Consider the following 19,070-nt stretch of genomic DNA (forward strand, 5'->3'; position numbering starts at 1 on the left):
TGATGCTCGAAACGCGTTACGAGGGGACGCCGTTCGTCAGTCGGACTTGACGTCTCCCGATCTGAGTCTCGATTGACGTGAGCGTGGCGGCGATATTGAAGAGGACGATCAGCGACTCAAGAAGGACGCGAACCCACAATACCGTCGCGACCACGCCTATCGCGGCAGTGACACCTTTCAACACCGCCCATACTCTCGGTTCTGCTTCGTCCGAAAGCCAGCGGGAAACGGTTGAGGTCCGCGACGACTTTCTCGGTACCTCGAATCTCAGCGTGTCGGACACCGCGGAAGGGGGTTCGGGCGCAATAGCGGCAGCGGTGGATACGGCGATTCCAACGAGCCACAGCGTCGCGAGAGCCAAACAGAGGATCCACATCGCGCGGACGATGTAGGGCGTCAAGTACTTCTTGAACTGCCAATCGAAGATGTCGAGCAGTCCGGTCGCTGGCTCGAATGAACGCGTCGCCGCTCGCGCGTAAGCACGCCGAACGGAAGAGGTTGCCGGTCGAAGGCGAGCGTGCCGAGTCGATGCAGCGCCGCTGCGGAGACGGGGCGAGGGCGGAGACACAGGTCGAGGAGCCGATCTCGGCGTGGCGTCGAACGGCTTCATCGTCTCCGACTCGGGCAGCTGCGGCGGCGGCGGCGCATTCGCCGCCGTCCCGCTCGCTCCGCTTGCTCCGCTTGCACGTTCGTGCGGACTGTCGACTCGCACCTTGCACCGCGGGCAGATCGCGGGAGCGGTCAGCGGCAACCTCGCCACCGGGACTCGGCAGGTCTTGCAATACAAAACGGCAGCACGCATCGAGACGCATCCAGCGCGGGTTTCGGGTGAAAAGCGGGCGGGCTCTCATCGTACTGCACAGGCGATTAGATGAAACGCGGAATTCCGAGGACGATGCGTCAGATGATGATCAATACCGCGTCAACGTCTCGTGCAGGTTCAACACCACGCGCGCGACTTCGCTCCAGGCGGCGAGTTCCGCCGGATCGAAGTCCGCGGGACGCTGGAACTGACCGACCTTGAGATACTCTTCCGCCGACGCCGGCGCGGCAGCGAAGCGAGCCTTCGACTTGGCGAGAAGCTGCGTCAGAACCTCGCGTTCGGCGTCGGTCGGCTGGCGCTGCAACGTCCGTTTGAACGTCACGTCGAGCCGATCGGCGTCGTCGACCGCGGACTGCATCGCCGTGGCCGCGAGAGCTCGCGACGCCTCGACGTAGGTCGGGTCGTTCAGCAGCGTCAGCGCCTGCTGGGGCGTGTTCGACCGGACGCGACGTGCGGCGCACTCCTCGCGCGGCGGAGCGTCGAAGGCGACCATCGCCGGATGGAGGAACGTGCGGCACCAGTAGGTGTACATGCTCCGGCGATAGAGATCGGCGCCCGTCGAGTTCTCCCACTCCCGCTGCGGAAAATTGAGATAGGCCCAGTACCCTCGCGGCTGATACGGCTTCACGCTCTCCCCGCCGACCTGCCGAACGAGGAGGCCGCTGGCGAAGAGCGCCTGATCGCGCACGAATTCCGCGTCGAGACGGTAACGACTCTGCCGCGCAAAGGCGTCGTTGTTCGGATCCTGCTCCAGCAGTTCCGCCGTCGGCGTCGAGGAGCGGCGATAGGCCTCGCTCAGAACCAGCTTGCGAATCAGCGGCTTGATCCGGCGGTCCCCGGCGCGGAACTCCTGAACGAGCCAGTCGAGCAGTTCTTCGTCGAGCGGCGGCGTCCCCTGCGATCCGAAGTCCTCGCTCGATTCGACGAGCCCCTTGCCGAAGAGCAGTTCCCAGACCCGGTTCGCCGCGACCCGATCGACCAGCGGATTCGCCTCGTCGGCGAGCCAGTCGGCCAGATCCAGCCGCGTCGGGCGCACGTCCGGCTGCGGAGTTTCGAAGCTGGTCAGAAACTCCGGCGGCGCGGGAACGACGACCTCGCCGGTCTCGTTCAGCCAGTCGCCGCGGGGCAATACGCGGACGGTCCGCGGACTGATCGACTTCGTGACCAGCACCTTCGGATAGCCGGCGACGTGATTCTTCAGCGTCGCTTCGAGTTGCTGAATCTGCTGATGGACGTCCTTCAGCGAATCCGCCGTCGTGACGAAGTGACGCCAGACCTTCTCGCGTTGTTCGTCGGTCCGCTGGTCGTGCGGCAGCCGGGCGATGGTTTCGACCTCCGACATCGTCGCAAGCGACGCGACGTCGAACTTGCCGTCGTGCTGGGCGACGAACAGGTTCAAGGCGCCGATCGCGTGACTGCTGCCGTAGTCGAAGATCAGGCGCACGCGGACGTCCTGCGCGTCCGCAGGAACCGGCTCCTTCAGCGTGAGAACCATCACGTGATTCTCGCCCGTCTTGGGCAGGATGGCCCAGCCCGTGCCGCGATTGCCGTCGATGGTTCCGCCGACGTCGAAGCCGTTCTGCGAATGGGTCGCCGTGGCGGCGGAGAAGGGTTGCCCCTTGCCGTCGACGAGCAGTTCGACCTCGTTCAAGACGAAGTTGCCGTTCTGTGCTCGGCCGGGACCCTTGGCCGGAAGGTCGGCGTGAGAGTCGACGTTCATGCGAAGCAGATTGAACGACGCCGCTTCGGGCTTCAGGCGAATCTCGTAAACGTCCTTTTCCGGACTCTTGCCCGATGCGCGAATGCCGTCGGCGGAGGCTTTCAGTTCGGCGCCCCCTTCGCTGACAGCCGACTCGACGCCAGGCTGCCGCCAGAAGGAAGTCCCTTCCGCAAGCTGCTTCTGCCAGGCGTCGTACGCGGCGAGTTTCTCCGGCGTCTTGGCGTCGCGCTGCTGCGTCAGCTCGGCGACCTGCTCGCGCAGGCGCTGTTCTTCGGCGACCTGCGCGTCGGTCGGCATGGCGGTCGGCGCCTGATCGCCGACCGGGGTCTCTTCGACGTCGGCGAAGAAGGCCGCCATTTCGTAGAACTGCTTCGCGCTGAAGGGGTCGTACTTATGGTCGTGGCACTCGCAGCAGCCCATCGTCGAGCCGAGCCAGACCGAGCTGACGTTGCGGACGCGGTCGGCCTGGTACTTGGCGATGTACTCCTTCGCCTGGGCCCCCCCCTCCTGCGTGGTCAGGTTCAGGCGGTTGTAGCCCGAGGCGATCCGCTGGTCCCGCGTGGCGCCGGGCAACAGATCCCCGGCAAGCTGCCAGCGCGTGAATTCGTCGTAAGGCAGATCCTGCTCGAAGGCCTGGATCACCCAGTCGCGATAGAGCGAGTGCTCGCGATGGTTGTCGCCGTGGATACCGTTGGTATCGGCGTAGCGAACCAGGTCGAGCCAGCGCTGGGCCATCCGCTCGGCGTACTCCGGCGAAGCGAGGTACCGGTCGACGATCGCCTCGAACTTCGCCAGGCTCGGGTCGGCCTCGAACGCCTGCACCTCTTCGGCGGTCGGGGGCAGACCGAGCAAGTCGAAGGAAAGCCGGCGGAGCAGCGTTCTGGGATCGGCAGGATCGACCGGCGTGACGCCCCGCTCGGCGTGGATCTTCTTGAGAAACGCGTCGACCGGATGGGGCGCCTCGGCGGCGAACTCTGCCGGGACCTGCGGCTCGGCGATCGGACGGTAGGCCCAATGCTCTTCGTAGGGCGCGCCGGCGGCGATCCAGCGGACGAGGATGTCCCGCTCCTCCGGCGTGAGCGCCGGCTTATGCGACGCGGGCGGGGGCATCCGCAGATCGGCGTCGTCCGTGGAGATCCTCTCGATCAGCGGGCTCGCGTCGGGATCGCCCGGCACGATGGCGGATTCCTTGGCCCAGATCTCGCCGTCGAGTCGGAGTTCGGCCTGACGCTGCCCCGCGTCGGGTCCGTGGCAGGCGAAGCAGCGGTCCGACAGGATCGGCTTCACTTCGCGAGTGAAATCGGGAGTTGCCGCCCGATCAGGGGAGGCCGTCTCGGCTCCCTTCGCGGCGAAAGGGCCGAAAGCCGCGACCGACAGCACGATCGCCGCGCTCGCGAACGTTCGCGAAGCGACGGGGGAGAAAGCGAGCGCGAGGAGAAAGCGACTCACGCGGGAACTCCGGAAGAGGAGACGATCAGGCGGCGGGCGGGGCGGACGAGGCGAGGAGCAGGACCGTTCATGGTACGGCAGGAGCGCCCGCCGATCAATTTTCGTTTGCCCCGACCCGCCTCGAATGTCGTCCTTCCCCGGTTAAGCGCCGGATGTCGGGTTCTAGGGGCGCCGGGGCTTCCGTTAAAGTGAAGCGACGCTGCCTACGGAGGAGAGAATGCGAGGACGGATCATCGCGCACGCCATGGCGTGCGCCATCGTCGGCTGTTCGCTGACGCTGGCGACGAGCCTGCGCGCACAACCGCTTCAGCCACTTTACCAGCCCCCCGGTCAGCCGCCGGCTGCGCAGGAGCCGACCGGCTCGGCAGCCATCGGAACCATCAATCCGCTGCGCGCGGAGGCGTCCACCCTTCCGGCCGGCGGGATGCCGTCGGAGGGCGTCGGCCAGGCGAACGGTGCGAACGGCACGCCCGGAACTGCGCCGCCTGCGGGCGGACAACCTGCCGCCCCCGCCGGCGAGGGGGGAGCCGATCCGGCCGCACCGGCAGTGCGGGCCATCCCGTCGCTCACGCCGCTCGACGTGCAGCAGCGTCGCGAGGAAGTCTCGAAGCTCGAAGGACTCGACGCGGCGCTGAAAACGCGCGCCGACGAGTTCTTCGCCCAGGCGGCGAAAGACGTCGAAGCCGCGACCCAGGATGCGGGACTGGCGGCCAGCTACGACCAGGAAGTCGCCTCCGTCGCGGCGAAACGAACGGCCCTGCAGAGCGAGGCGGAGACCCTCTCGACGGCTCCTTCCGGCCCGAACGTGCCGCCGGAGGCGAGCCAGGGCGACCTGGAAGCGCTTCTCGAAAAGGCGAAGCAGGATCTCGCGGCGTCGAACGCGAAGCTGGCCGAACTCCAGACCGAGCCGACGCGACGCGCGACCCGCCGCACCGAGATTCCGAAGGAGCAGGCGGAAACCACGACGAAGCTTGAACAGGCGAGGGCGAAACTCGCCGCCTATAGCGGCGAAGGCGAAGCGCCGGAGATCGCCGCGGCCCAGCGGATGTCTCTGCAGGCGCACGTACAGCGACTCGAAGCTGCGCTGAACCGGCTCGGGCGAGAGACGGCGTTCTATTCCTCCACGTCGGATCTGCTCCCGCTGCAGCAGGATGTGGCGCTCAAACGCTCCGCGAACGCGGAGAAGCAGGTCAAGGCCCTGAGCGAGATGCTGACCCAGCGGATGCACAAGGAAGTGCGCCAGCTGGCGGACAAAGCGGAGGAGAGCTCGCTCACGCTGCCCGCGGAATTGCAGCCGATCGTCGAACGGTTGAAAGCCCGGGCCGACCGGAGCGCCGAGCTCGTCAACCGGATCGACGCGGTCCGCGCGCTGCAGGACGAAATCGAAGCGAACACCGAACAGTGGCGCCGCGATTTTCAGCGAGTGAAGGAGAAGCTCAGCCTCGTCGGCATGTCGCAGGGCATGGGCATTCTGCTGCAGCGGAATCGACGGCGGATGGACGTCGAGACGTCGCAGTTCATCCAGCCGGCGGGAGACGAGCCGGACGCCATCGAGGCCGTCATTCAGGAGACCGCGCCGGCGACGAACGCCGACGGGAAGGCGTCGAATGTCGCCGTCGTCGGAAATCCGGGGCCGGAGGTCCTCGACGATTCGTCCGAGATCCTGCGGAACCTCTCGCAGTCGATCCTCGACGCGCGGCTGGAACTGATGAACCTGGAGGACGAACGGTCGGCGCTGCGCGACCCGCGAGCGCGTGCGGCGGAGCTGGTCGACCGCATCCACAACGCCCGGCAAGGCGATCTGGGGATGCCGGAGGATGCGCTGCTGGCGAAGACCGAGGAACTGCTCGTCCAGGATCGGGACCAGCTCAATCTGCTCATCAAGTACCAGGCGAATTACTTCGAGGAGCTGATCGATCTCGACACGCTCGAACGTTCCAACCAGCAATTGCTGGCCGAGTACCGCGCGTTCATCGACGAGCGGATCCTCTGGACGCCGAGCGCGACGCCCGGCACGCTGATCGATCCCCGCGGCTACCTGAGCGCGATCGCGTGGCTGGGGGATCCGGACGAATGGCGGACCGCCTATGACCTGTGGATCCGGGAAGCCTCCGAAGGCCCCTGGCTGGAACTGATCTTCCTGGCCACCCTCATCCCGTTTCTTCTCTACCAGCGGCGTCTGCGACGTTACCTGGCTGGCTGGGCGGAGACGGCGGTCCGGCCCACCTGCCAGACGATTCGCCCGACGCTGCTCGCGATCCTCGTGACCGGCCTGCTGGCGCTCCCGTGGGCGTGGTTCCCGCTGTTCGCGGCGATCCGGTTAGTGACGCTGCCCCTGCAGAGCGAACTCACTTACGCGCTCGGTCGGGCGTTTCTGGTCCTCGCGTGGTGGTCGTTCTATATCCAGTTTTTGCGGCACCTGCTGAGGACGAAGGGTCTGGCCGACTCGCACTTCTTCTGGAGCGGTCCTTCGCGAAAGCGCCTGCGAAGTTACGTCCTGGCGTTCTACCCGATGACGGCGCCGCTGGCGTTCCTGATCGTGCTGCTGCACGTCAAGAACGACGAGGCGATCCAGAACGGTCCGGGACGCGCGCTGGCGATCGTGTTGCTCGCGATCCTGGCGGCGAACGCCTACCTGATCTTTCGACCGAGCGGTCCCTGGGCGAACCGGTCCCCCGCCGTCACGGGCGGGATCTGGGAATACCGCATGCGCTGGCTGATCTGGGCGATCACGACGCTGTCGCCGATCGCGCTGGCGATTCTCTCGATCGTCGGCTACCACTACACCGCGATGCGGCTGTCATCGGGCTTCATCCAGTCGTCGATTCTGTTCACCGGCCTGCTGCTGCTTCGGGCCACGATCGCCCGCTGGATGCTCCTGCATCGACGCAGGCTGGCCTTCCAGCAGGCGCGGGCCCGACTGCAGAATGCCGGCGCCGACGGAGAGACCGAATCGAGAACGCTCGATCAGCTCGGCGTATCGCCTGCCGAACGCCAGACGCTCGATCTCAACCAGCTCAGCGAACAGGGCCGCCGGCTCGTCAGCCTGCTGATCGTCCTGTTGGCCTGTGCGGGACTGGTCGTGATCTGGCAGGACGTGCTCCCGGCGTTCAACCTGCTCGACCGGGCGGTGCTGTTCGAGGACGAATCGGGCATCGCGGCGCGCGACATCACGCTGCTCTCCGTCGCGCTCGCGCTGGGCGCGATCGTGCTCACGACGGCTGCAACCCGAAACGTGCCGGGCCTGCTGGAACTTTTCCTGCTTCCGCGATTGCCCCTGGATGCCGGAGCGCGCTACGCGGTCATCACGATCGCACGCTACCTGATCCTGCTGGTCGGCATCGTCAGCACGGCCCGGTTCGTGGGCATCGAGTGGTCGCAGTACCAGTGGCTCATCGGCGCCGCGGCGGTCGGTCTCGGCTTCGGCTTGCAGGAGATCCTCGCCAACTTCGTCTCGGGGCTGATTCTGCTGTTCGAGCGTCCGATCCGAGTCGGCGACGTCGTGACCGTCGAAGGGGTCACCGGCGTCGTCTCCAAGATCCGCATGCGGGCGACGACCGTCGTGAACTGGGACAACCAGGAATACATCGTTCCCAACAAGGACTTCGTGACCGGCAAGCTGCTGAACTGGACGCTCACGAATTCTCGCAACCGCATCACGATCACCGTCGGCATCTCCTACGACGACGATCCCGACCTCGCTCGGCAGGTGCTGCTGGAAACAGCGCGGGAGATGGAATTCGTGATGAAGGATCCCGGCCCCTCGGCCACGATGGAAGGGTTCGACGACAGTTCGCTGCGACTCGTCCTGCGGTGTCATCTCGATTCGCTCGAACACCGCATGGATACGACGCACGAGCTGCATGCCGCGATCAACCGCAAGTTCCGGGAAGCGAAGCTCTCGATCCCGTTCCCGCAGCGGGACCTTAATTTCCGAACTCCGATGACCGTTCTCTCCAGCGAGAACGGACAGGCTTCGGCCCTGAGCGGGGGGCGTAAACCCCCCGAGTCCCAACCGTAGCGCTCGAAGCTCGGGGGGTTCACACCCCCCGCTCAGAACGCCGGACGACGAACTTCGCGAGAAAAAATCCCCGCAGCTTCCGGATTCGTTAAAGTCCGCCGACGAATCCGCCTTGACCCTTGCGAGCGGCGTCCGGTATTGACCTTTCGACGGTCGCTCCTCCTGGGAGAAGACCGCGCAGAAAGGCCCGGCCGCGTCGATCGACCGGGCTCCGCAGACTACAGGCGCAGGGGCGCGTCGCTTGAACGTCGGAAGCCGAATCGGAACGCTCGTCCTCGCGACGCTGGTCGCGTGGGCGGCATCGTCGACCGGCGCCGGCACGGCGCTCGCGCAGGTTCGCGTCCAGCCGACGGCGCCGGGCTTCGTCGGGGGCGTGCCTGCAGCGTCGATTCCCCCCTCGCTGAACACGACGATCCCGCAGGGAAGCTACGGCGCTCCTGCCGCGACGCTCGGCACGCCCGGGTTCGACCCCTACGGATCGGGCTACGCCGCGCCGGGCAGCTTCGCGACGCCGCCTCCGATCGGAGCCACGCCCGGCAGCACGATTCCCGGCGGCGGAACGATCTTCGGCAATCCCAACGCCTTCCAGACGCCGGGCCCCGCCCCCGGTACGGGAGCGTTCATCGACTCCGGCTTTCCGACGAGTCCGCCGGTGCTTTTCCCCACTCCGTCAGGCGGCACGGACGGCGCCGTCGGCTGGGGACCGTCCGGCATGTTCCCCTACCCCGCGCAGGGCCCGTACCTGAAGGTCTTTCAGGACGCGCGAATCACCTACGAATGGCTCGGCGGCGGCAGCGGGGCGACCGACTTCGACGTGCAGAACATCGAGGTCGCTACCACGATCAACTTCCCGAACTTCCTGTGGACGACCGAACCGCTGCAAGTGACGCCCGGCTTCATCTTCATGTTCTTCGACGGCCCCGACTCCTCCACGGGCGCTGATATGCCGGCCCGCGCGTACGCCTCCTACGTCGATTTCGGATACCAGACGAACCCCAACTACCAGGTCGGTATCGACGTCAACTTTCGCATGGGCCTGTACTCCGACTTCAACACGGTCACGACCGACTCCATCCGCACGATGGGGACCGGCACGTTCTGGCTGCGGGCGACGCCTAACCTGACCCTGGTCGGCGGCGTGACCTATCTCGACCGCGTCGACATCAAGATCCTGCCCGTCGCGGGCGTGATCTGGCGCCCGAACCAGTTCACGAACCTGGAACTGGTGTTCCCGTATCCGCGACTGTCGGTCTACGCCGCGACGATCGGCAACACCGACGTCTGGTGGACGGCAGGCGCCGAATACGGCGGAACGTCGCTCACCGTCGAACGGGTCAGCGGCCTGTCGGAGCGCGTCGACTACAACGACTACCGCATCTTCGGCGGCATCCAGTGGTACAACCGCGCGACCACGCTCAAGGGCTTCGTCGAAGCGGGCTGGGCCTTCGATCGCCAACTCGTCTACGCCAAGTCCAACGACGACATCAGCGTCACCGATACCTACATGCTTCGCGCGGGCATCGCGTATTGACCCCGCTCTCGCGACGCGACGACGCATCCCCGGGAACGCCCGACGACGACATCATGAAGACGCGCCTCACGCATTCCGACGCGACGCCTGCGAGAAGGATCCTTCTCGCCGCGCTCGGGGCGTGCGCGCTCGCGACGGTCGCGCTTTCCGCGAAGAACCTTTCCGCTCAACAGCCCCGCGCGCCGATGCCGGCGATCGACGCGACCGGCATGATGAACGCGGGAGGCTCCGTCTTCGTGCGGCAGGCGAGCATGCTCGACGGCGGCCCGCGAGACGAACTGGCCCGGCATCCGGACGACCGGGGCGTGCGCACCGCCGCGCTGCCGCAGGAAGGAACTCGCGTCGCGCAGTTCACCGACCGCGAGCCGTTCCTGCTGCCGCCCGGCGACGGCAACCCCGTCGACCGCCCCGTCCGCGTCCCGGCGACGCTGACCTCCGACCCGAATTCGCGCGACTTCTTCACCGCGGGACCGGACGAATTCGTCTCCGGCATCTCGCCCTACAAGCGGGGCTTCTTTCAGAAGGTTCAGGGTTCGTACGCCTACATCCCGTCCGCGAACGAGAATCAGCCGGGCGAGTTGAACCTGCAGGAGGCGAATATCAACGCGACGTTCGCGCTTCCCGCGCCGTCGGCGGAGAGCCCGCTGCTGATCACGCCGTCGTTCGATACGTACTTCCTGGACGGGCCCGATTCGCCCGACCTTCCGGCGCGGCTGTACGGGGCGTCGGTTCAGGCGATGTGGGTGCCGCGGATCAACGACCGCCTGCAACTGATCTTCGCGTTTCAGCCCGGCGCCTACGGCGATTACGAAAGTTCCGACGAGGATCTATGGCGCTACGAAGCGCAGGCGCTCTTCAAGTGGGAACCGTTCCGCGACCGATTGCAGGTCGTCGGCGGCGTGCTGTATCTCGATCGGTACGATCTCGATTTCCTGCCCGCGGGCGGTCTGATCTGGACGCCGACCGACAACTGGCAGTTCGACCTGCTGTTCCCGGTGCCGAAGGCGTCCTGGCGGGTCTACGCCACTCCGCAGAGCGAATGGTGGGTCTTCGCCGCGGGCGAGTTCAGCAACGAGACGTTCGCGTTCGAGCGAACCGATCTCACCCTGGACCAACTGGCGATCCGGGACTGGCGGGCGTTCGCCGGCGTGGAGATGAAGCGCGACGGCGGATCGGGCCTGCGGCTGGAAGCTGGTTACGTTTTCAACCGCAGCGTCGACTTCCGCTCGATGGCGCCCTCGCTGGAACTGGAAGACACGTACATGCTGCGTGCGGTCGTGGCGTACTGAGCCGTTTTTTTTGCAGGGCATGCGCTTCTACCAGCCATTCACGATTCGCACGGCAGTTCCTGTAGGGTGGGTCATTGACCCACCGCGAACGGCGGTGGTCCCAAAAGCTCCTTCGGAACTTGCCGCCCGCTGAACCCGTTGCGCGATCAGGCGTCGCAGAATTGCTGAGGTATCTGCCGCTTCAAGCGAATATACACAAGCGACAACGGATGCCTATCCAGCGAGGCGAGCGTGAGCGAACGGAAGATAACGACGACACGGTGCTCGAAAGTCGGGCATCCCGAGTTCATCCTCGCGTTCGATTCCGCGATCCCCGAACCAGATATCGATTGGCTCGTCTCCTTCTTGGAAAGCTCGGTCCAAGCCGGCTCACAATACAAGAAAGGGCAAACGCTCTCCCTTGGTTCGATGCTGCTCCAAGTCGAGGAGATGGATGATCTCCTCACCCTGCAGGAGCCCGACCTGCGGGCGATACCGATCGAGTGGACGACGGGCGTCACCAGCTCATTGCAACTCTTGCGGTTGCACAAAGACGTCGCAGAGAGCGTCGGTCTTGGGAACGAACTTGATCCGCCTTCGATTCGATCCAGCCTTCTGATCGGCGTCGATCTGGCGCCCGCTTGCGAAACTCTGTTTCTCGAAAGGGTCCAGCCGGTCGAATATGACTCGGGCTGGTTCGTCGGGCGAGCGGATACATCGCTCGACTATCAAGACAGCGCCAACCTCGAATGCATTTCCGTCTACCAGTCAATCGTGAACTGGCCGCGCATCGCCGGATTCCTGGCGCTACCTGTCGGATGTCGAGTTGACGCCATTGCGTCGTCGATGACCATCTCTCGCTACGGCCACGCGCTGGAAGTTCGTACCGGGAGCTTTCTCGAAGCCCTGTCCCGGAAGGCGAATCGCTAGCGCCTGTCGAATCCCCAACCTGGATCTCAGAACCGATCCACCGCGTCGAGCCAGCGTTCGGTCAGTGCGCGATCCTCTTCCTCGAGCAGGATCGGGAACTTCAGCTTCTGCAGCGCTTCGAAGTTCTTCTGCATCCCGTCGACCAGCGCCTCGTCGCCAGATCCTGTCGCGGAGCGGAGCAGCAGGATGGAGAGCCGGTTCACGGGATCGGTCTCCAGCCGGGGCGTGCGGGGCGGAGCGACGGCGTCGACGACGACCAGCCCCCGCGGCAGATCGCGATGGGCGGCCGTGAACAGGAAGGCCATCGCGCCGCCCGGTCCCTGTCCGAACAGGGCGATGCGCGAACGGTCGATCGAGTAGTTCTGCACGGCCTGATCGACCAGCTTTCGGAGCACCTCGACCTCGTTCGGTTTCCACTCCTTCTCGTCCTGCGACTGCGGGAAGAGGACGACGAAGTCGCGTTCCCGTGCGAAGGCGCCCCATGCCTGCTGGGCGGCGTTCGCGTCGACGGCGCCCGGAGGTCCGAAGACCACCAGCAACCCGTGCGGAATCGCCGGGTCGTAATCCTCTGGCACGATCGCCCCGCAGACGTGCGGATCCTCGGGCAGCTTGGCGTCCACCCACCCGCGGGAGATGCCGTCCTGCGGAGCGTTCGCCGAACGATTCAGCGGGGCCAGCTCTTCCGCCGCCGATGCATTCAGTTCCGCCAGAACGATCTTCGCGGTCGGATTCGCGGCGCCCCGTGCATAGCCGATTTCGATCTCCGCGCCCGGCTGCAGCGGCAAGAGCGCGGCGTAGAGATCGGCGAGCGAAGCGACCGCCGTCTCGCCGATGCGCGTGATGCGGTCGCCCGCCTTCAGGCCGGCCTGTTCCGCAGGCGATTCGGCGAAGACGTGACGCAGCGTCACCCCTTCGGCATCGTCAGTCGTCGGCCCCTGTTTATCAGGCAACGCGCCGATCGACGCGAAGGCGTAGGGCTCGATCGCGTCGACCAGCGGAACGTCGAAGGCCAGGCGTTGCCCCTCCCGTTCGACGACGACGTTCACGGACTGACCCGCGTAGAGCGCGCCGAGGACATGCTTCAGTTGGGCCTGGCGGACGATCGGTTGACCCGCGGCCTCGACGACACGATCCCCGGCTTTGATGCCGGCACGCGCCGCGGGACCGCCCGGCGGCACGGCGGCAAGTTCCACCGCGGTCGAGTAGATGTCCTGCCCCTTGATCGCGATCCCCATCACGCCGGGCTTCAGGTTCTCGCCCGTCTTGAGCCGATCGAGCTGCGCGAAGACGTCCTCCAGCGGCACGGCGAAACCGATGCCGGAGTCGTACCAGTCGCTGCCCGCCAGCGGCTCCGCCCCCTCCGGCGACAGCGGAACGAGGATTCCCAAAACCTGTCCCCGAACGTCGACGAGCGGTCCGCCGTAGTTGACGGGGGAGATCTTCGCGTCGGTCTGGATCGCCCGGCCCCAGATGCGGTTCGAGGCGCTGAGCACGCCGACGGAAATGTTCGGCAGATCGCCTTCGTAGGCACGCCCCAGCGCGATCGTCCACTGTCCGGGCCGCATCTCCGATCGCGGCACAGCGGCCGGAATCGGCAGCGGGGAGTCGGTCTCCACCTTGAGCAGCGTGAGCATCCGCGCTTCGTCGCGAGCGACGATCTTCGCCGGCGCCCTGCGTCCGTCGGGCAGCGTGGCCAGAATGGCCTGCGGCTCGCTCAGAAAGTTGTACGTGGCCGAGATGACGAACCCGTCCGGCGAAACGATCGTCCCGGTGAAAGGGCCGATCGGGAGGAGCGTCTCCCCGATCCGGTCGAGTCCGCCGACCGTGTCGATGCGGACCGTGAAGGGCGCGGCCGCGCGGGCCGCGTCCTTGAACGCCCGCTGTTCGGCTTCGCCGATCTGCTGTCCCCGCGCGACGGAGTCGCACGCGGCGAAAGGCAAGGCGAAGGCACAGGCGCCGAAGAGAAGGGCGAAGCAGGCGAAAGCGCAGCGCATGCGGCAAGTCCGGCGGTTCGTCACAGGAAGGCTCATTCGTCGAAGTCCAGCTTCGCTTCGACGAGTTCTTCGTCGCGCTGCAGCGTCAGTTCCAGTCCGTCGGCCTTGTCCGTCTGGGCGATCTCCAGCAGGAACTGCTCGACCGACGGCACGATCTGACCGTTGACGAACAGCACCAGATCGTCGGGCCGGACGCCCGCTTTCGCGGCGGGCGAATCGAACCGGACGAAGCCCACGAAGGGGGGCGTCTTGTCAAGCACGTCGGTGATCAGGCTCAGCCCCGTCGACTCCAGCGTGACCGGGTCGACCGGCGCGGTCGCGGTTTCCAGATCGTCGCGAGGCGCCAGTTTCCCCTGACGAACGGCGTCGATCGAGGCGAGAAGTTCTTCCATCGGCAGAGCGTAGTTGAGCCAGGCGTTCGTCCGCGAATCGCGAAGCTCCTTGCCGATCAGTCCGACCAGACGTCCCTGATGATCGGTCACCGCCCCGCCGAACGCGCCGGGGTTGTTCGTCATCGCGTCGAGGATATAGGCCGGTCCGCGGTAGGTCGTCTTGAACGCTCCGCGACGCGCGGTCAGGGGGGACTTCGCGGCGACCACGCCGTGCAGCACGGAGGCCTTTTCTTCCCCGTACGCGATCTCGAACAGGTTGCTGAACGCCAGCACGCGGTCGCCCGCTTCCAGGCTGGCGGTCGCGTCGAGGTTGAAGTGCGGCAGGTCTTGGGCGTCGATCTTCAGCACAGCCAGGTCGAGCCGCGGATCGTGACCGACGAGCGTCGCGTCGAAGCGCCGCCCGTCATCGAGCGTCACGCCGACGGGCTCGGTGTCGAGCACGTAGCTGAAGACGGTCAGGACATGCCCCTCGCCCGAGATCAGGAAGCCGCTCTGATAGGGTTCCAGCCCCGCGAAGCCCCCTGCCCCGTAGATCTTCACGATCTTCGGCTGCACCTCGTTCACGACGTCCGCCAGGGACTGGGCCTGAGCCGTCGATGCCAAGGACGTTAACGCCGAAAACACGAGACAACACTGGCAGAGCCAGCGCCGCCCGAAGGAGCGGGAGATCATCGAACGGGTCGTCATGACGCCTCCCTGCCTGAGAACGTGAACGAGCCGATGCGGAACTGGCCGAAGACCTGGTCGCCGTGGCGAACTTCCAGAAGCGTCGGCAGCAGCCGCCCCGCCGCTTCCTGAGGCTGTGCGAAGAGCAGCGTGCAGGGATCGACGCCGGCGTCGGGATAAACCTCGGCGGCGATCAACTGCCCCGATTCGGGATGAAAGTAGAACCACGCTTCCAGCACGTCGTACGTCCCGACCAGCACGTCGGCGACGACGGTTCCCGACGGGTCAGGCGCCGTCCCTTCATAGCGCAGGTCGCCGAACTTCGCCGGCCCCTCGGTCGCCAGCCGCCGCGTCATCGCCAGCGCGAGACCGAGCCCGCCCGATCCTTCCGGACCGAGTTGCGCTTCGAGCGGCTGGGTCAGGTCGATCTTCGTCTCGCCGGCAGGCAGGGTCAGAGCGACCGCCTGATCGTCGAGAGTCATACGGAAATCGCCCTGCCCTTCCATCTGGCCGGTCAGCGTCCAGATCGCTCCGTCCGCACCTTGCGGGAACTGCCGCGCGAGGGCTTCCGCCAGCCGCGCCTGGTGCATGCGGTTGAAGTAGTAGTTGGCGTATCCGAAGCGGTCCTCGTAGGTCGCGATCACCTCGGGCGGCGGCGCGACGCCGTGAACGTGCATGTCGTCGTCCGGATCGTGACCCGGCTTGTCCGGTTCGCCCTGGGGCAGCTTTCCTTCGGGAGGCGCTTCCGCAGGAGCGCCCTGAACCTTGGCGAGCAGTTCCGTCGGATCGTGCACCCCGGCCAGCTTCACGCGAACGTCGAATCGCGTGCCGTCGCGACGATACGACAGCGGAGCGCTCCAGCCGCGCGGGTAGATCCCCAGGACGTTCTTAAGCGCATTGGGCGAAGTGATCGAGCGTCCGCCGAAGGAGACGATTTCGTCGCCGTAACGCAGGCCGCGGCGAAAGGCGTCGGAGGATTCCAGGATGTTCGTCACCACGACGCGACCGTCGTCGGAGGCGCTCACGGTGGCGCCGAGCGTCGCGTGATCGAGGATCCGCCCGCTCATCAGGCCGCCCATGAACTTCTCGATCTGGTTCATCGAGATGGCGTAGCCGACGCCGACGTTGACGCGTCCCCGCTTCTCGAACGAGCCGCGCCCGTTCACGCCGATCAGACGCCCCTGCGCGTCGAACAGCGGACCGCCCGAGTTGCCCGGATTGATCGCGGCGTCGGTCTGGATGCAGTCGGCGTACTCCAGCAGCGTCCCTGCCGGGTACTGATAACGATGCGTGCCCGAGACGATGCCGTAGCTGAGCGTCGGCTGCAGGTCGGTGGCCAGCAGGAACGGATTGCCGATCGCGAAGCACCAGTCGCCCACGCGGACCTGATCGCTGTCGGCCCGCTCGGCCGGGACGAAGTCGTCGCGACCGAACAGTTTGATCATCGCCACGTCGCCGACCGGATCGAGTCCCACGATCACGGCGTCATAGATGCGACCGTCCGAGAGTCCGCACTTCATGAACTCGCCGCACGGCTTGACGACGTGGAAGTTCGTCAGCGCGTAGCCGTCGGCCGTGACGAGGACTCCGGAACCGCCGCCCTTGCCGCTCGGCTCGAAGACCATCACCGTGCTCTGCATCGCCTTGGCGACGGCGGCGACGCGAGCCTCTTCCGCGGCAAGCGCGACCTGCAGATCCTCCGACGGAGCCTGAGCCGACGCGGGAGGGAGCACGCTCGCGACGGACGCGAACGAAAGCGCCGCCCCGACGATCGCAAGGAAAAACCGTGCCGGACGGGCGAATCGATCCATCGTCATTCCAGAACTCGAAGATCGCCGAGGGCGAGATGATCGCCGGCGTCGCTCTTGTCGCCGTAGTCGATCGTGAATTTGAGCCGCCTGGCGCCCGTCACGTCCAGATCCAGCCGCAGCGGCTCCGTATCCTGCCCGGTGAACGTCCCGTCGAAGAGGACCGCGTCGTCGTCTTCCACGGTCAGGCGCACGTTCGAAAACCGGTTGCGGGCGGAATCGTCGACGCCCACGGTCGCCTGCAGGCGGCGGTAACGCGCGGGGAGGCGATAGAGGATCTCGGTCCGGCTGCGGGCGACGATCCCCTTGGAGAACGACTCGCCGAACAGACGAATCTCCGGCGAAGCGATCGACCGATCGGTCCGCGGACGAAAGCGAGCCGCTTCGTTCTGATGCAGCGCGGCCAGGCCGCTCGCGCCGGCGGTATCCGTCAGGAAGTAGGGAACGTAATTCGTCGACTCGGGCTTGAGGTCGCTCAGGTAGAGAATCTTGCCGCCGGAAAAGTCGAAGCCGGCCGCGTCGGCGAGCGGCATCTCGAATTCGGCGCCCGAGACGAGCTTCACCGACAGGCGGTTCCCGTCCGATTTCGCCGCCTGCAGCGCGAGCTTATTGCCGGAGACGGTCTCCAGCATGCAAAGCGTCTTGGGCAGTTCGCGTCCCGCCGGCTGATACCACGAGAGGCCTGCGATCCGGTCGCGTTTCACGTCGACCGTTCGCTCCGAAAACGTGAAGCTCACGGCGTCGGGCTTCACGTCGCCTAGCACCCCCTCGAAGTAATCGAGCGAGACGACGTCGCGTTCGTTCCCTTGCTCGTCGGCCACCTTCGCCGTCTTCCGCACGACGACCAAATCGCCTGCCCGTTCGCCGGCGAGGATTTCGCCCCAGCGGGTTTCCAGGTCAGGCGGCAGATCGCTCAGGAAGCGGACCGAGGCGATCGAACGGACCAGCGTCTGCATCTGGGCGCCGCCGGCCAGACGGAGTTCGGCCTGACCGCCGCTGGCGACGAACTCCCTCGCCTGAATCCGGGAACCGTCGATCAACTCCACCGCGATCAGCGCGTCGCCTGTCGACGTCGGCACGATCGACCGGCGGCGAACGGAGAGGGCCTGATCGAAGGAAAGAACCTGCTCCCCGTCCGGCGATGCGATCCGGAAGCCCCGTTCGTCGATCGCCTGGAGCTTGCCGACGACGGCCGGACCAGCGAGCGGACGAGCCTCGACTTCCCCCCGCGATGCGGCGGAAGAAGCGTCGCCGGGCGCGGCGAGAGCGAGCAAGGCGGCGAGGAGGGGAGCGATCATGCGGATTACGCTTCTTGTAGGGCAGGCGCCTCGCCTGCCGCTCGTAGCGGCTCGAACTGTTCCGTCAGGCGGGGCGCCCGCCCTACCAGCCTATCGTACGTCAGCGTTCGTCGCGGGCGAGCTTGCGAAAGTACTCCTCGATCACCTCGCGATAATGCGCAGGCAGATCGCGGGAAAGATCCTGCAGCGCGTCTTCGCGCTCCTTCTCGGGCAGATTCCCCCAGGCGCCGGAGGGGTCGAGCGCCTTCGGATCGACGTCGCCCGGGCCGCTGCCGCCGCCGGGCATGCTGTCCTGCATCGGCGAACTCGGGTTCGCGCCGCCTTGAGACCCGGCCTGTTGCTGCTGCTGTTGTTGTTCGAGTTCCTCGATCATCTTATCGAGCTTGTCGACGATCTCGCCTTCTTCGTCGCGAACGCGTTTGCCGGCGCGTCCCCGATCGAGCCGCCCCTGGACGTTGCGCATGATCCGGGCGATCTCGTCGAGCGAATCGGGCTCCAGCGGCGCGAGGTCCGCCTGCATCAGCTTCGCGACCGTGCGGTAGCGTCCCGAGATGGACGATTCGTTCTCGAGCAGCGTCTCCAGCGAAGCCAGACACTCCTCCTTCGCGATGAGCCGGTGCTGCGCGACCGCCCGGTGGAAGAAGAGCGACGCCGGGTCGACGACGTCCGGCGCCTGGAGCCCTTCCAGTGCGACCAGGCCTTCCTCGAACAGGCGGTTCTGCACCAGCCAGACGCCGAAGTAAAGCCGCAGATTGTCCCGGACGGACGGCCGGGGATCGTCGAGCGCGGCGAACTGCGGCACGGCGGCGAAGTCGTAGGGGCGAGCGCAGACGTCGACGACCTCCTGCGCTTCGGGAAGGAACGCGGCGAACGAAGCGACCGTCCGGTAAAGCAACTGCGCCGAATCGGTTTCCGGTTCGGCCCACATGGCGTCGAGTTTCGCGACCGTCGCTTCGTCCAGCGGGCCGGTCGTACTGACATGTTCGTCGACGACCGCCTGCACCGCGGCGCGCGCTTCGTCGCTAGTCGGCGCCCGCCACGTCGCCTGCTTCGCAAGCGAATCGGCCCCGAAGGCGGGGACGGCGACGATCGATAACGCGGCGACGAAGATCGACGGGAGCGAACGCGAGCGGTTCATCGGATGTTCCTCGAATCGCCGATACGAGTCGG

Annotated in this window: 11 protein-coding genes; 4 read left to right on the forward strand and 7 right to left on the reverse strand. The window is 66.3% G+C overall.

All coding sequences use genetic code 11. The features are described 5' to 3' along the window. Positions 1-16: 16 nt before the first annotated feature. Complete coding sequence (locus SH602x_RS23110; RefSeq protein WP_479474521.1) at positions 17-802, reverse strand: DUF4282 domain-containing protein; 786 nt, start codon at positions 800-802, stop codon at positions 17-19. Between the two features lie 109 nt (positions 803-911). Further along, on the reverse strand, positions 912-3,992 hold the full coding sequence (locus SH602x_RS23115) for a DUF1553 domain-containing protein (protein WP_479474522.1): 3,081 nt from the start codon (positions 3,990-3,992) through the stop codon (positions 912-914). Between the two features lie 217 nt (positions 3,993-4,209). Here SH602x_RS23115 and SH602x_RS23120 point away from each other — a divergent pair, with 217 nt between their 5' ends. The 4 genes from SH602x_RS23120 (at position 4,210) to SH602x_RS23135 (ending at position 11,742) form a co-directional block, all read left to right on the forward strand. Continuing rightward, entirely contained in the window at positions 4,210-8,013 is a 3,804-nt protein-coding gene (locus tag SH602x_RS23120) for a mechanosensitive ion channel domain-containing protein (protein ID WP_479474523.1), read from the forward strand. Between the two features lie 241 nt (positions 8,014-8,254). Then, positions 8,255-9,544: a hypothetical protein gene (locus SH602x_RS23125; RefSeq protein ID WP_479474524.1), complete on the forward strand. Its 1,290-nt coding sequence runs from the start codon at positions 8,255-8,257 to the stop codon at positions 9,542-9,544. Between the two features lie 53 nt (positions 9,545-9,597). After that, positions 9,598-10,833 carry a hypothetical protein gene (locus SH602x_RS23130; protein ID WP_479474525.1) on the forward strand — a complete coding sequence of 412 codons (1,236 nt, stop codon included), beginning with the start codon at positions 9,598-9,600 and terminating at the stop codon, positions 10,831-10,833. 231 nt (positions 10,834-11,064) lie between these two features. Next, positions 11,065-11,742, forward strand: coding sequence for an immunity protein Imm33 domain-containing protein (locus SH602x_RS23135; RefSeq protein ID WP_479474526.1), 678 nt, complete (start codon positions 11,065-11,067; stop codon positions 11,740-11,742). Between the two features lie 26 nt (positions 11,743-11,768). Here SH602x_RS23135 and SH602x_RS23140 read toward each other — a convergent pair whose 3' ends face one another. The 5 genes from SH602x_RS23140 to SH602x_RS23160 form a co-directional block, all read right to left on the reverse strand. Next, positions 11,769-13,736 (reverse strand): PDZ domain-containing protein, encoded by a 1,968-nt coding sequence (locus SH602x_RS23140; RefSeq protein WP_479474527.1) that lies wholly within the window; start codon positions 13,734-13,736, stop codon positions 11,769-11,771. A gap of 32 nt (positions 13,737-13,768) precedes the next feature. Then, on the reverse strand, positions 13,769-14,815 hold the full coding sequence (locus SH602x_RS23145; RefSeq protein WP_479474528.1) for a S1C family serine protease: 1,047 nt from the start codon (positions 14,813-14,815) through the stop codon (positions 13,769-13,771). Then, positions 14,812-16,605: a S1C family serine protease gene (locus SH602x_RS23150; RefSeq protein ID WP_479474529.1), complete on the reverse strand. Its 1,794-nt coding sequence runs from the start codon at positions 16,603-16,605 to the stop codon at positions 14,812-14,814. The genes SH602x_RS23145 and SH602x_RS23150 overlap by 4 nt, the downstream gene beginning before the upstream one ends. 2 nt (positions 16,606-16,607) lie before the next feature. Then, positions 16,608-17,900 (reverse strand): NPCBM/NEW2 domain-containing protein, encoded by a 1,293-nt coding sequence (locus SH602x_RS23155; protein WP_479474530.1) that lies wholly within the window; start codon positions 17,898-17,900, stop codon positions 16,608-16,610. A gap of 100 nt (positions 17,901-18,000) precedes the next feature. Beyond that, complete coding sequence (locus SH602x_RS23160) at positions 18,001-19,038, reverse strand: hypothetical protein (RefSeq protein WP_479474531.1); 1,038 nt, start codon at positions 19,036-19,038, stop codon at positions 18,001-18,003. Between the last annotated feature and the right edge of the window lie 32 nt (positions 19,039-19,070).

The organism is Lignipirellula cremea, assembly GCF_056501455.1.

What these genes read in the sequence shown, in the direction of transcription:
- SH602x_RS23110 (WP_479474521.1), bottom strand. Translation starts at nt 802, where the DNA reads ATGCGTGCTGCCGTTTTGTATTGCAAGACCTGCCGAGTCCCGGTGGCG.
- SH602x_RS23120 (WP_479474523.1), top strand. Translation starts at nt 4,210, where the DNA reads ATGCGAGGACGGATCATCGCGCACGCCATGGCGTGCGCCATCGTCGGC.
- SH602x_RS23130 (WP_479474525.1), top strand. Translation starts at nt 9,598, where the DNA reads ATGAAGACGCGCCTCACGCATTCCGACGCGACGCCTGCGAGAAGGATC.
- SH602x_RS23140 (WP_479474527.1), bottom strand. Translation starts at nt 13,736, where the DNA reads ATGCGCTGCGCTTTCGCCTGCTTCGCCCTTCTCTTCGGCGCCTGTGCC.
- SH602x_RS23145 (WP_479474528.1), bottom strand. Translation starts at nt 14,815, where the DNA reads ATGACGACCCGTTCGATGATCTCCCGCTCCTTCGGGCGGCGCTGGCTC.
- SH602x_RS23150 (WP_479474529.1), bottom strand. Translation starts at nt 16,605, where the DNA reads ATGGATCGATTCGCCCGTCCGGCACGGTTTTTCCTTGCGATCGTCGGG.
- SH602x_RS23155 (WP_479474530.1), bottom strand. Translation starts at nt 17,900, where the DNA reads ATGATCGCTCCCCTCCTCGCCGCCTTGCTCGCTCTCGCCGCGCCCGGC.
- SH602x_RS23160 (WP_479474531.1), bottom strand. Translation starts at nt 19,038, where the DNA reads ATGAACCGCTCGCGTTCGCTCCCGTCGATCTTCGTCGCCGCGTTATCG.